Origin of the sequence: Gryllotalpicola sp. (assembly GCF_027352875.1) — a bacterium.
In the GTDB taxonomy this organism is placed as follows: Bacteria; Actinomycetota; Actinomycetes; order Actinomycetales; family Microbacteriaceae; genus Gryllotalpicola.
On record NZ_DAIEII010000009.1, the window covers coordinates 41,363 to 54,881 of the forward strand.

Below are 13,519 nucleotides of genomic sequence, written 5' to 3' on the forward strand. Positions count from 1 at the left end.
CTAGCGTTCCAGGCATGGCAGACCCGGTCGTGCTCGACGCGTCGCAGCGCGCCGTGCTCGGCCTCGAGCCCGGCCGCAGCGCGCTCGTGCTCGGTGCGCCCGGAACGGGCAAGACGACAACCCTGATCGAGTTCGTGGCGAGCCGCGTGGCGGCGGGCATCCCCGCGGATCGAGTGCTCGCGCTCAGCGCGACTCGGCCCGGCGCGACCCGGCTGCGTGATCGGCTCGCGCTGCGCCTCGGCGTGACGGCGCAGGGGCCGCGCTCGCGCACGGCCACCTCGCTCGCGTTCCAGCTCGTCGCACAGCAGGCGATCGCCGTCGGCGCCCCTAAGCCGAGGCTGCTCACGGGGGCCGAGCAGGACGCGATTCTCGCCGCCATCCTCGACGGCCGCGATGACGACGCGGATGCCGCCTGGCCGGCGCACCTGGGGCCCGAGGTGCGCCGGCTGCCCGGTTTCCGCGCCGAGCTGCGGGAGCTGATGGACCGGATGGTCGACCTCCGCCTCGGCGTCGCCGAGGTCGCCGCGCTCGGGCGCGCGCACGGCGAGCCGGCGTGGGTCGCGGCGGCTGCGGTCATCGCAGAGCACGTCGATGTGGCCTCGGCGATGCGGCCCGAGTTCCGCACGGCGGCCGAGCTGCTCGTGGAATCCGCGGGCCTCGTCGTCTCGCGCGCTGTCGACCCCGGTCTCGACGTCATCGCGGTCGACGACGCGCAGGAGGTGACCCGCGGTGCCGCGACCCTGCTGCGCGCGCTCGCGGCGACCGGCGTCGCCGTCGTCGTCTTCGGCGATCCCGACGTGGCGACGGCCACCTTCCGCGGGGGCGAGCCGGAGTTCCTCGGCGACTTCGAACGCCGCATCGGCATGCCGGCTCCCCGCTTCGTGCTCGGCGTCGCGCACCGCCACGGTCCGGCGCTGCGCGATCTCGCCGCACGGGTCACCGCCGGAATCGGAACGGCCCGCGGCGGCATGCAGCGCGCCGCCGTCGCGGGCAGGGCCGATGCCGACGATTCGGTCGCGGTCGTCTCGGCGCCGTCGACGTCCGCTCAGTACGCCGCCGTCGCATGGGAGCTGCGGCGCCAGCATCTCGTCGCGGGGGTCGGCTGGGGCGACATGGCGGTCGTCGTGCGATCAGGTGCCCAGGCGTCTGCGATCACCCGCGCGCTCGCCGCGTCCGAGATTCCGGTGCGCACGCAGGTCGCCGCGCGCGCGCTGCGCGACGACTACGCCGCCCATCAGCTGCTCGTTGCGGTGCGCGCCGCCCTCGACCCCCGCCGCCTCGACGCCGAGGTCGCCCGCGAGCTGCTCTCCGGTCCGCTCGGCGGGCTCGACCGGGTGCAGCTGAGAAGGCTGCGCATCGCCCTGAGGCAGGAGGAGATCAAGAGCGGCGGCAGCCGATCGAGCGACGACCTGCTCGTCGACGCGCTGTCAGGTCCCGGCCGGCTCGCCACCATCGACAACGCGCTCGTGGGGCGGGCGAGGCGGCTCGCCGATGAGCTGGAACGCGTGCGCTCGCTCGCCGGGGCCGGCGCCACGATTGAGGAGCTGCTCTGGAGCGTCTGGGATTCCAGCGGCCTCGCCGACGTGTGGGGACGGGACTCCCGTGCCGGCGGCATCCTCGCCGAGGAGGCCGACCGGAACCTCGATGGGGTGGTGGCTCTCTTCACCGCCGCGAAGCGCTTCGTCGAGCGCGACGAGCACCGGCCCGTCGCCGACTTCTTCGCCGAGGTGCTCGACTCCGCGGTGCCGGAGGACACCCTCGCCCGCCAGGGGCTCGCCGAGGCGGTCTACGTGACCACGCCCGCGGGCGTGGTCGGCGCCGAGTTCGAGGTCGTCGTCGTCGCCATGGTCCACGACGGCGTATGGCCCAACATCCGGTTGCGCGGTTCTCTGCTCGGTGCGCAGCGCCTCGTCGAGACGGTGACCGGGGTCTCGGAAGCGGCCATCGACGAGCGGAAGCTCGTCATCGACGACGAGGCGCGAATGTTCGCTCTCGCCGTGTCGCGGGCGCGGAAGCGGGTTGTCGTCGCGGCGACGGCGAGCGAGGACGAGCAGCCGTCCGCGTTCCACCGGTTCGCGCGTGGCGCCGAGCTCGCTGTTCCCGACTTCGCGCTCACGCTGCGCGGTCTCACCGGCGATCTGCGCCGCCGGCTGACGTCGCAGAGCACGTCGGCGGCGGCGAAGGCCGACGCGGCGGCTGCGCTCGCCCTGCTGGCCCGGCAGGGCGCCCAGGGCGCCTCCCCGGACGAGTGGTACGGCCTCGCCGAGCCGACATCGACTGCGCCGCTCGCTCGCCCGGGCGAGCAGGTGCGCGTCTCGCCGTCGAAGATCGAGAGCGTCGAGGAATCCCCGCTGCACTGGTTCATCGATCAGATGTCGGCGACATCGGGCGGGCCGGAGGCGGCGATCGGAACCATCGTGCACAAGGTGTTCGAGGAGATCGCGAGAGAGGACTCTCCGGACATCTCGGCCGAGAGGATCGTCGCCGACGTCGACACGCGGTGGAGCGAGCTCGTCTTCGAGTCGTCGTGGCTCGGCGAGCGCGCTCATCGCCGCGCGGAGCGGATCGCGGCAGGGCTGCACGCCTTTCTCGCCGACGAGACGTCGGCGGGGCTGACGCCGATCGAGGCGGAGGGCCGGTTCACGCTCGATCTCGGGCCTGCCGTGCTCTCCGGCTCGATCGACCGCGTCGAGCGGACCCCGGACGGTGCGGTGATCGTCGTCGACCTCAAGACGAGCGCGTCGGCGCGGGCGGCTCCGGCTTCAGGAGCGATCGGAGAGCACGCTCAGCTCAGCGCCTACCAGCTGGCATTGGGCGAGGGCGCGTTCGGCGACGGCATCGGCCCCTCGGCGGGTGCGAAGCTGGTCTTCGTCGCGCTGGACGGCAAGGCCCGGCCGTACCGCGAGGCCGCACAGCCGCCTCTCGACGACGAGGCGATCGCGCGATTCCGCGAGCGGGTGCTGAACGCCGCCGAACTGATGGGCAGGGCGACCTTCGTCGGGAAGGTCTTCGACGAGCGCCACTACAAGAGCGGCTACTCGAGCCGCATCCACTTCATCGCGGCGGTGAGCGCATGAGCGGCTTCAGCGCAGTGGATCTCGCCATCGCGCTCACCCCGGCGCACCAGAAGCCTCTCCTCCCGACGGACGAGCAGATCGCCGTCATCGAAGCCCCGCCCGGCGAGAGCGCGATCGTGCTCGCCGGCGCCGGCAGCGGCAAGACCACGACGATGGCGAGCCGCGTCGTCTGGCTGGTGGCCAACGGGCACGTCACGGTGCCCGAGGTGCTGGGCCTCACCTTCACGCGCAAGGCCGCCGCGAGTCTGGCGCAGCGCGTCCGCACCGCGCTCGACGACCTGGTGCGCGCCGATCTGCTGCGCGACGGCGCGCCCGACGAGCTCGACCTGCCGTCGGTCGCGACGTACAACTCCTTCGCGAACAGCGTCTTCCATGAGAACGCCCTGCTCATCGGCCGCGAGCCGGATTCCGCCGTGCTCAGCGAGGCGTCCGCGTGGCAGCTCGCCCGCCACGTCGTGGTGACGAGCTCCGACTCGAGACTCGTCGACCTCGACCGAGGCGTCGACGGCCTCACCGCCGCGGTTCTCTCGCTGAGCCGCGAACTGGCCGACAACGACGTCGACCGGGGTGCGCTCGCCGGGTTCGCCGCGGACTTCGCCGCCCTCGAGGAGCTCCCCTACGGTGCGAGGCGCCGTATGCCGAGCAAGGAGGTCGTGCGCGCGGCGGCGGTCGTCGGCGAGATCCCCGTCCTGCTCGACCTGGTCGCGAGGTACGAGGCCGAGAAGCGTCGACGCGGCTTCATCGAGTTCGGCGATCAGGTCGCGCTCGCGCTGCAGGTGGTCGAGGCGTCGGCGAAGGTGCGCGACTTCTACCGCGCCCGGTACAAGGTCGTCCTCCTCGACGAGTACCAGGACACCTCGGTGTCGCAGACCCGGCTGCTCTCGTCGCTGTTCCACGGCCATCCGGTCATGGCGGTCGGCGATCCCAACCAGTCGATCTACGGATGGCGCGGTGCGAGCGCGGCGAACATCGAGAACTTCGGAGTCGACTTCACCGGCGCCGCGGGCGGTGCGACGGAGTACCCGCTCATGACGAGCTGGCGCAATCCCGTGAAAGTCCTCGACATCGCCAACGCCCTGGTGAGCCCGCTCGTCGGTCGCGACTCTCCGCGGCTGTCGCCCGCGCCGTCGGCGGAGAACGGCGACCTCGACCTCGTCTTCACCGAGACGATCGACGACGAGGCCGGTGCGGTCGCCGAGTGGTTCAAGGCTCAGCTGGCGGTTCCCGGCAAGGACGGCGCGCCGCGCAGCGCCGCCCTGCTCTGCGCGTCGCTGAAGAGGATCAGTCCGTTCCTCGGTGCGTTCCGCGACGCCGACGTGCCGTACCACGTGCTCGGCATCGGCGGGCTGCTCGACCAGCCGGTCATCGCCGACCTCGTCAGCGCGCTCCGCGTCATCCACGACCCGCTGGCCGGATCCGAGCTCATCCGCCTGCTCGCGGGGCCGCGCTGGCGAGTCGGCCCCCGCGACATCCAGTCGCTGCGACATCTGGCCGAGCGCATCACCGACTACGACGGCCGGTTCGAGAAGCTCGACGCACAGGTGAAGCAGCGGCTGCGGCAATCGGTCGCCCGCGACGAGGGCGCTTCGATCGTCGACGCCGTCGATGTCTTCGCCGAGGCCGACCTCGGCCGGCCGCTCTTCGCCGACTTCTCACCGCCGGCCCGAGAGCGCATCGCCGACCTTGCGCGCGTGCTGCGGCGGTTGCGTTCCCGGGCCGGGCTCGACCTGCCCGACTTCGTCGCCCTCGTCATTCAGACGCTCGGCTTGGACATCGAGGCGCGGGCGAACGAGTCGGCACCCCTTGCCGAAGCCGCTCTGACCAGTTTCCGCGAGCTCGTCGGCGATTTCCTCCTCGTCGACGAGCGCACCTCGCTCGGGGCGTTCCTCGGCTGGCTCGCCGAGGTCGAGAGGCACGAGGATCGCGACCTGCCTCAGCAGCCGCCTGAGCCCGGCACCGTCCAGGTGATCACCATCCACGCGGCGAAGGGCCTCGAATGGGATGTCGTCGCCGTCCCGCGGCAGGTCGCGGCCGACGTGCCCGGAAAGCCGCACCGCAGCGACGGCTACGGCTGGCTGCAGCCCGGCAGGCTTCCCTACCCGTTCCGGCTGGATTCCGCAGCCCTGCCGGTCCTCGACTGGCGCGGTGTCACCACCCAGGCCGAGTTCGAGCAGGCCGTCGACGAGTTCAAAGCCGGCGTCCTCGCGCACCACGAGCGCGAGCGCCGCCGTGTCGCCTATGTCGCCGTCACCCGCCCGAGGGACGCGCTGCTCATCAGCGGCTCCTACTGGGATCACCGCGCGACCGCGACGGAGCTGAGCCCCCTCTACGCCGAGCTCGTCGAGGAGCGGCTGCTCGACGCCTCCGGCACGGCCGAGCGGCGCGAGGCCGCCAGGCCGGAGATCGCCTCGCAGGCCGGCGAGATCACCTGGCCGCTGCACCCGCTCGGCGCTCGCGAGACTCGGGTCAAGGAGGCAGCGGCGGCGGTTCGCGCCGCCGCAGGACGGCCGATCCGCGATTCCGAACTGCAGATCCTTCTCGATGTCCTCCTCTCCGAGCACCGTGCGGGGGACAGCGTTCGGGCTCTGCCGCAGCGCGTCTCGGCCTCGAAGTTCAAGGACTACGCCACGAAGACTGCAGAGACCCTCGACGAGCTGTGGCGGCCGATGCCGGAGCGGCCCTACCGCCAAACCCGCCTGGGCACCCGGTTCCACTCCTGGGTCGAGCAGCGGGCCCAGCTCGCCGGCTCCGTCGACGAGATCGACGATGCGCTCGCCGGTGACACCGATCTCGATGTCGACGCGTCCGAGGCAGTGCGGTTCGAAGCGCTCACGGCGAACTTCGAGGGCAGCCGATGGGCGGGGCGGCAGCCCGCCTTCGTCGAGATCGAGCTGCAGTACCCGCTGGCCGGGCAGGTGTTCGTGTGCAAGCTCGACGCCGTCTACGCGCTCGACGACGGTTCGTGGCAGATCGTCGACTGGAAGACCGGCACGCTGCCCAAGCGTGCGGCCGACGGATCGTTCGACCCTGACGACATGACCCGTTGGCAGTTCCAGCTCGCGCTGTACCGGGCGGCGTTCGCCTCATGGCGTGGTCTCGCCCCGGAATCCGTCTCCGCGCTGTTCTACTTCGTCGCCGACGATGTCGTCGTCGAGCCCCAGGTCATCTACGGTCCGGATCAGCTCGCGGAGGTCTGGTCGTCGGTCGAGGCCTCGGTGTCCTCGTCGCCGGACAGCGGCAGCGGCTCGATCGGCTGAGTCAGCTGACCGTCGGATTCCTCGATGTCATCGAGCGGGGCGAATCCCGCCGCATAGCTCTCGCCGGCCGGGCCGCCGGCGGCGAGCATCGTCTCGACCTGGCTGATCGTCAGGACCGGGCCGGTCGACGCCCGCAAGGCGTCGACGCCGCCCAGGTGCACCCGGTCGACCAGGTCGTCGAGCAGCGCCACCGCGTCGGCGATGACGACCGGGTCGTGAAGATCGTGGCCGTGCAGCAGCCAGCGGGCGAGGTCGACCTCGGCGTGGAGCAGCGCCCGCCGGGGCAGTGCCGCGTCGGAGCCGATCTGACGAGCGCGCTCGTAGGCTTCGAGGGCGTCGCCGGTGGCATCGGGGTGGGCGCTCATGAGCCAGGCCAGGTCGCGCGCGGGGTCGCCGACGGCGAGCCCCGACCAGCCGATGACGGCGGCGACCCGGTCGCCGTCGACGAGCAGCGACTCGGCGCTGAGCGCGCCGTTCACGGCGGTCGGCTGGAAGCGCCACAGCGCGGCATCCGCCACGGCGGAAAGCCAGCGGGTGCGCAGGGCCGCGGGAAGCTGCCCGGTCGAGGCCGCGCGGTCGATGATCGCGACGGTGCTCTCGCGCACCTCGTCGGCCGACTGCACCGGAAGCCCCGCGTCGCCGACGAATCCGCTCGGCAGCGAGTGGATCGCCGCGATGGCGCGCCCGATGCCGTGGGCGCGCTCGCCTGTCACGTCGTCAACGGTGATCGGCCGGCCCGCGAGCAGCTCGTAGACGACGGCGCGCGTGCCGTCGTAGGGTGCCTGCCCGAGCACGACGGGCACCCCGAAGGGCAGATGCGAGCGGATTCCGCTGCTGAGCGCGTGCAGTGCGACGAGGTCGGCGCCCTGCTCGATCTCGGCCGTCGGCGAGGTCGGTACGCGGATGAGAACGCGGCGTCCGCCCGAAGTCTCCAGCAACGCGGAGTCGAAGTCTCCGGTGCGCCCCGTGGAGTGCCAGGACGCTCGCGCGATCTCGAGTCCGGGCACCGCGGCCGTCGCGAGCGCGGCTAGAGTGAGGGGAGTCCTGACCATGCCTTTCAGCGTAGGTCGGGCGATCTCGATTCGAGCCGCAGCCACGCGCGGAGGCCAATGGAACGTCGGACCCCTCTCGATCCGGTCGACGCGCTCGTGTTCGACCGCGATGGCGGGGCGCGCTTCGACCCGGAGGTGATCAAGCGGCTCACGGCTGACGACGCGACCGCGGTCATCGCCGTTCATCGCGGCAGGACCACCGGCTCCGACGGCCGCATCGACTTGTGGTCCCCCAGCCACCTCGGCGAGAGACTCGACGAGGTGGCGACTCTGGTCTACCTCGGCGTCGTCGGCGGGCGCCCGACGCTCGCGGCGGTCCTCGACGAGGAGGCGGCGGCGCGGCTCGAGCCCGAAGCTCGTGCGTGGTTCGGCATGCGCGAGGCACTCGGACTGCACGCCACCGAATACTCCCTCTTCGTCACCGCCGTCGCGGTGGGCAACTGGCACGAGTCCAACACCTTCTGCCCTCGCTGCGGCGCGGCCACGACCATCGAGCATGCGGGGTGGATGCGGCGCTGCACCGGGTGCGGTCGCGAGATCTTCCCGCGCACCGACCCCGCGGTCATCGTGCGCGTGCTCGACGACGACGGGCGCATCCTGCTCGGCTCGAACGCGCTGTGGGAGAACAACCGCTACTCGCTCTTCGCGGGCTTCGTCGAGGCCGGCGAGTCGTTCGAGGAGGCTGCCATCCGCGAGGTGCGGGAGGAGGCGGGGGTGACGATCGCGGGGCCGCGCTACCTCGGCTCGCAGCCCTGGCCGTTGCCGCAGTCGATCATGATCGGCATGGAGGCGCGGGCCGCCGACCCGACCACCGCACGCGCCGACGGCACCGAGATCCTCGACGTGCGCTGGTTCACCCGTGAGGAGATCCAGGCGGAGGGCGACGATGTGCTCCTGCCGGGCTCCGGCTCCATCGCCAGGACGATCCTGGAGGACTGGTACGGAGGCCCGCTCGATCAGCCGCCGCCGCAGCGCGGGCCGGGGGCGTGAGCGGCGGGCTGCTCGCGGGCCTCGACGACGAGCAGCGCCTTGCCGCGGAGGCGCTCTACGGCCCGGTGCGCATCCTTGCCGGCGCCGGCACCGGTAAGACCCGCACGATCGTGCACCGCATCGCGCACGGGGTGGCGACCGGTGCCTACGCTCCGAACCGCGTGCTGGCGCTCACCTTCACGAACCGCGCGGCGGCCGAGCTGCGCACACGGCTGCGTGCGCTCGGAGCCGGCGAGGTGAACGCCCGCACCTTCCACGCGGCCGCGCTCGCGCAGCTCAACTTCTTCTGGCCGCAGCTCGTCGGCGGCAGCGCCCCCGCGCTGCTGCCCGGCAAGGCGGCGCTGCTCGGTCAGGCGGCATCCGCTCTCGCGCTGCGCGTCGACCAGGCGGTGCTGCGCGACGCGGCCGCCGAGATCGAGTGGCGCAAGGTGAGCGGTCTCTCGCTCGATGCCTACCGGCTGGCGACGCGGCCGGTGCCTGCGGGGCTGACCGGGGAACAGGTGCTCGATCTCATGGCGGAGTACGAGCGGCTCAAGGACGAGCGCCGCCAGATCGACTTCGAGGACGTGCTGCTCGTCACGGCGGGGATGATCCAGTCCGAGCCGTCCGTCGCCCTCCAGGTGCGCGAGCAGTACCGCCACTTCGTGGTCGACGAATACCAGGACGTGTCGCCGCTGCAGCAGCAGCTGCTCGACGTCTGGCTGGGGGAGCGGCGCGAGCTCTGCGTCGTCGGCGACGCGAGTCAGACGATCTACTCGTTCGCCGGCGCGACGAGCGACTACCTGCTCGGGTTCGAACGGCGGTATCCGGATGCTGCGCTCGTGCGCCTGGAGCACAACTACCGCTCCCGCGCGGGCATCGTCGAGGCGGCGAATGCGGCCGTCCGTGGGGTGCCCGGAGCGATCGCACTCCGGGCGACCGGCTCCAGCGACGGTCCGGGTGAGGGTCGCACCGACAGTCGCCGCCGAGAGGCGGGCGGGGGTGCGGCCGATAGTCAGACCCGTGCCCCGACGCTCACGGTCTACGACACCGACGCCGCCGAGGCGGCGGGGATCGCGGCAGCCATCGCGCAGCAGCTCGCCGCGGGCGAGCGCCCGGAGTCCATCGCGGTGCTGTACCGCGTCAACGTCCAGTCCGCGGCTTTCGAGCAGGCGTTCGCCGCGGCCGGCATCCCCTACCGGCTGCACGGGGCGAAGCGCTTCTTCGACCTGCCGGAGGTCAAGCAGGCGGTGCTCGCCCTGCGCGGGGCATCGGTGGCGGTCGTGGACGAGCCGTTGTTCAAATCGGTGAGCGACGTGCTGCGCAGTCTCGGGTGGACGCAATCCCCTCCCGTGGGCCAGGGCGCCGTGCGCGGGCGGTGGGAGTCGCTGAGCGCGCTCATGCGCCTCGCCGACGAGGCGGCGCCGGGCACGACCTTCCGACAGTTCACCGAGGAGCTGCTGCAGCGCCAGGCGCAGCAGCACGAGCCGACGGTGGCCGCGGTCACCCTCGCGACGATCCACTCGGTGAAGGGGCTGGAGTGGGGCACCGTCTATCTCGTCGGGCTCAGCGAGGGTCTGCTGCCGATCTCGTACGCGACGACGCTCGCCGCACAGGACGAGGAGCGCCGGCTCCTGTACGTCGCTATCACCCGCGCTCGCGAGCGACTCGAGCTGAGCTGGGCCGCGCAGGGACCGCGGCGGGAGCGCCGGTCGGCGTCTCGGTTCCTGGCAGACCTCGGCAGCCGCATCGCGGGTGCGGACAGTGCGGCGCGGCACTGAGCCGGAAGGACGCCGCGTCGATGAAGACGCTCCGCTCTGCGAACGACCTGTCGTCGGCGAGCAGCCGGTCCACCACCGCGGTCGCGACGCGGAGCGCGGCGGGCCTGGCCAGTGGCAGCGTCGTCCAGGCGTCCCGGCCGGCGAGCTGCGCCGCGAGCACCGGCCACGCCTCGTCGGCATCCGTTTTGGCGAGGTCGACGCAGCGCAGGCACGGGCCGTCGCCGGGTTCGACGAACGGGCCGATGCGCACGCCGACGTCGCCGAAGACGACGCCGAGGTGCGGGATGTCGCGACGCAGCCACCTGCCGTAGCGTTCCGGCTCGATCGCGTAGCGGCCGACGACGACGGCGCAGTCGGCCCGGTCGTCGTGGACGAGTTCGGCGCCCGCGAACGCGAGCGCGCTCGCGATCGCCGCCGCCTCGGGGCCGGACCCGTCGACGGCCACGCGCGCTGTCGGCACCGCGGTTCCGGTCGAGGCGGCGGGCAGCAGGGCAGCGGCTGCGGCGGCGACGAAGTCGTCCGCCGCGGAGGCGGGTGCCCCGCCGGCTGCGGCGGCGACGCGCAGCGCCTCGACGGGCAGCGCCGTCGCCTCGGCGAGAGCGGCGATGAGGCGGGCCGTGACGCCGGAGGCATCCGGCACGACCGCGGCGACCGCATCGAATCCGAACTGCACGGTGGTGGGCGAGCGCCATGCGGCGGGATGGCGCGGGTCGAGCCTGACGATCATCCCCGCAGGATGCCCTGCACCGCCGCACTCGCGCGCGGCGTCTCCACAACACCCGGCGGCGCCGACCGAGCGCGAGGTGCGCGAAGCGGCTCCGCACGCGCGCAGGAGCGGCTGTTTCGGGCCTCTCGCGGGGCTACTCCCCGCCGAGCAGCTCGTCGAGGGCGCGGTCGATGTCGTCCTGGGGAGTGCGCTGGCCCGATGTCAGCGCCGTGAGGTGAGCGATGAGGCCGGACGGGTCGTCGATGTCGGAGGCATCCGGCAGCAGGTCGGGGTGAGCCCAGAGTTCGTCGCGGGCCGCGTAGCCCACGGCATCCGTCACGGCCTGCCACATCGCGGCCGCCTCGCGCAGTCGCCGCGGCCGCAGCTCCAGCCCGACGAGGGTCGCGAACGCCGACTCGGCCGGTCCGCCCGAAGCGCGGCGGCGGCGCACGGTCTCGGCGACGGCCGATGCCTTGGGCAGGCGGGCAGTGGCCGCGGCCGTGACGACGTCGACCCAGCCTTCCACGAGCGCGAGGGTCGTCTCGAGCCGGGCGAGCGTCGCGAGCTGCGCCTCGGTCTTCGGCGGGATGAACGCGCCGGATGAGAGCGCCTCGCGGAGCTCCTCGGGGTTCGACGGGTCGAATCCCTCGGCGAGCTCGGCCATGCGGTCCGTGTCGATGCGCAGGCCGCGCGCGAACTCCGTGATCGAGGTGATGACCTGCAGCCGCAGCCACTTGGCCTGGCGGAACAGCCGGGCGTGCGCCAGTTCGCGCACCGCCAGGTACAGGGCGACCTGGTCGGCCGGGATGTCGAGTCCCTCGCCGAACGCCGCGACGTTCTGCGGCAGCAGGGCCGCGACGCCGTCCTCGAGCAGGGGGATGCCGATATCGCCGCCGGAGACGACCTCTTCGGCGAGCTGGCCGACGACCTGGCCGAGCTGAAGCGCGAACAGTGTCCCCCCGATGGAGCGCAGCATGTTCGTCGAACCGGCGATCATGCTCGCGAACTCCTCGGGCGCCTGCTCCTGCATGGCGGCCGTCAGCGCGTCGGCGATCGACGATGCGACCGGCTCGGCGAGCTGCGTCCACAGCGGCATGGTGAGGCGCACCCAGTCGGCACGCCCCAGCAGCTCCGGCACCTCCGTCAACTCGCTGACGGTCGTCGCCTCGTCGAGCCACAGCGCGGCGACGTGGAACGCCTGCTCGAGCCCCGACACCTGGCCGGGCGTCGTCGCGACCGAGTTCTTGCGGGCGAGCTGCTGCCCCTGCTGCTTGGCGAGGTCCCAGTTGACGGTGCCGTCGACGCGGATGGCGTTCTGCAGCTGCGCGATGAGCTGCTGCACGGATGCCGGATCGCTGGGCAGCCCGGCCACGCCGGCAAGCTTCGCCGGGTCGATCCCGCCGTCGCCGCCGAGGAGGCCGCGCAGCATGTCGCGCAGGGCGTCCTCAGGGTTCTGCCTGTCGTCATCCGCCATACTGACAACGCTAAGGCCGCCCGCTGGAAAGAAACCGATGTCGCTGTTCGCTGCTAGAGATGAGGAAGACGATTCCGCGGCTCGCGGCGGGGCCGGCCGGCCGCGGACCCCGCGCCGCGTCCTCGTCGGATGGGTGCTCATCGCCGCGGCCGTGGTGCTGGCCGCCGTCCTCGCCGCGACCCCCGCGCCCTACGTCATCGAGGGTCCGGGGCCGGTCTACAACACCCTCGGCGTCGACACTCCCGTCTACAGCCCGCAGGGCACGACCCGGCCGAGCGCGAACGCCAAGCAGGTCCTCGCCATCCCGAGCGCGGTGAAGACGTATCCGACGAAGGGGCAGCTCGACCTGCTCACGGTCAACCTCTACGGCAATCCGGATGCGCTGCCGAGCTGGTCGCAGGTCGTCCAGGCGTGGTTCGACCCGAGCAGGACGGTCGTTCCCGTCGACGTCGAGTTCCCGGCCGGCGAGACCTCCGACCAGTCCAGCCGGCAGAGCGCGCAGGACATGGCGACCTCGCAGCAGGACGCGACGGTCGCCGCGCTGCGCGAGCTGGGGCACACCATCGGCGAGCAGGTCATCGTCGGCTCGGTCGATCCGACGTTGCCGGCGAACGGCATCCTGAAACCCGACGACGCCTTCGTCTCGGTGAACGGCGTCGCGGTCACCGGCACTGCCCAGCTGCGGAAGCTCATCGGTGCGAACGGCGCCAGCACGCCCGCGACGTTCGTCATCGAGCGCGCCGGCGTGCGGCAGACCGTCCGGATCACTCCGGTCGAGAGCAGCGGGGCAGCCGTCATCGGCGTCTACATCGGAGTGCGCTACGACAGGATCCCCGTCGCCGTGACGATCAACCTCAGCGACGTCGGCGGGCCGAGCGCCGGTCAGATGTTCGCACTCGGCATCATCGACAAGCTGACGCCTGGATTCCTCAACGCCGGGCTCGATGTCGCGGGCACCGGCACGATCGACGGCGACGGCGACGTCGGTGCGATCGGCGGCATCCGGCAGAAGATGTATGCCGCGAAGGCCGCCGGCGCGACGATCTTCCTCGCCCCGGCGAGCAATTGCGACGAGGTCGTCGGCCACGTGCCCGCCGGGCTCAGCGTCTTCGCGGTGAACACCCTGAGAGACTCGCTCGTCGTGCTCGCGGCGGAGTCGAGCGGCACCGGCGTCGGGGCGCTCCCGACCTGCGGATCCTAGGA

General features: G+C 72.4%; 7 protein-coding genes and 1 pseudogene. 5 read left to right on the forward strand and 3 right to left on the reverse strand.

The features are described from left to right. Positions 1 to 14: 14 nt before the first annotated feature. Both M7D61_RS01600 and M7D61_RS01605 read left to right on the forward strand, forming a co-directional pair. Complete coding sequence (locus M7D61_RS01600; RefSeq protein WP_298226921.1) at positions 15 to 3,077, forward strand: UrvD/REP family ATP-dependent DNA helicase; 3,063 nt, start codon at positions 15 to 17, stop codon at positions 3,075 to 3,077. Next, entirely contained in the window at positions 3,074 to 6,334 is a 3,261-nt protein-coding gene (locus M7D61_RS01605; protein ID WP_298226923.1) for an ATP-dependent DNA helicase, read from the forward strand. Before M7D61_RS01600 ends, M7D61_RS01605 begins: the two co-directional genes overlap by 4 nt. Here the strand turns inward: M7D61_RS01605 and M7D61_RS01610 are convergent. Beyond that, complete coding sequence (locus tag M7D61_RS01610; protein ID WP_298226926.1) at positions 6,256 to 7,386, reverse strand: phosphotransferase; 1,131 nt, start codon at positions 7,384 to 7,386, stop codon at positions 6,256 to 6,258. The genes M7D61_RS01605 and M7D61_RS01610 overlap by 79 nt on opposite strands. A 57-nt stretch (positions 7,387 to 7,443) precedes the next feature. Here M7D61_RS01610 and nudC point away from each other — a divergent pair, with 57 nt between their 5' ends. Together nudC and M7D61_RS01620 are read left to right on the forward strand one after the other, a co-directional pair. After that, a complete protein-coding gene (nudC, locus tag M7D61_RS01615; RefSeq protein WP_298226928.1) occupies positions 7,444 to 8,376 on the forward strand; it encodes an NAD(+) diphosphatase in 933 nt (310 codons plus the stop codon). Continuing rightward, positions 8,373 to 10,136, forward strand: coding sequence for an ATP-dependent helicase (locus M7D61_RS01620; protein WP_298226930.1), 1,764 nt, complete (start codon positions 8,373 to 8,375; stop codon positions 10,134 to 10,136). Before nudC ends, M7D61_RS01620 begins: the two co-directional genes overlap by 4 nt. Here M7D61_RS01620 and M7D61_RS01625 read toward each other — a convergent pair. Then, positions 10,090 to 10,863: pseudogene (locus M7D61_RS01625) on the reverse strand (TOMM precursor leader peptide-binding protein); the annotation flags it as partial. The gene M7D61_RS01620 and the pseudogene M7D61_RS01625 sit on opposite strands and share 47 nt — an antisense overlap. A 133-nt stretch (positions 10,864 to 10,996) precedes the next feature. After that, positions 10,997 to 12,316, reverse strand: coding sequence for a zinc-dependent metalloprotease (locus M7D61_RS01630; protein ID WP_298226932.1), 1,320 nt, complete (start codon positions 12,314 to 12,316; stop codon positions 10,997 to 10,999). 37 nt (positions 12,317 to 12,353) lie between these two features. On the opposite strand from M7D61_RS01630, the gene M7D61_RS01635 reads away from it, so the two are divergent. Continuing rightward, on the forward strand, positions 12,354 to 13,517 hold the full coding sequence (locus M7D61_RS01635; protein WP_298226934.1) for a S16 family serine protease: 1,164 nt from the start codon (positions 12,354 to 12,356) through the stop codon (positions 13,515 to 13,517). The last annotated feature ends 2 nt before the right edge of the window (positions 13,518 to 13,519 follow it).

What these genes read in the sequence shown, in the direction of transcription:
- M7D61_RS01610 (WP_298226926.1), bottom strand. Translation starts at nt 7,386, where the DNA reads ATGGTCAGGACTCCCCTCACTCTAGCCGCGCTCGCGACGGCCGCGGTG.
- M7D61_RS01635 (WP_298226934.1), top strand. Translation starts at nt 12,354, where the DNA reads ATGTCGCTGTTCGCTGCTAGAGATGAGGAAGACGATTCCGCGGCTCGC.
- M7D61_RS01600 (WP_298226921.1), top strand. Translation starts at nt 15, where the DNA reads ATGGCAGACCCGGTCGTGCTCGACGCGTCGCAGCGCGCCGTGCTCGGC.
- M7D61_RS01630 (WP_298226932.1), bottom strand. Translation starts at nt 12,316, where the DNA reads ATGGCGGATGACGACAGGCAGAACCCTGAGGACGCCCTGCGCGACATG.
- M7D61_RS01605 (WP_298226923.1), top strand. Translation starts at nt 3,074, where the DNA reads ATGAGCGGCTTCAGCGCAGTGGATCTCGCCATCGCGCTCACCCCGGCG.
- nudC (WP_298226928.1), top strand. Translation starts at nt 7,444, where the DNA reads ATGGAACGTCGGACCCCTCTCGATCCGGTCGACGCGCTCGTGTTCGAC.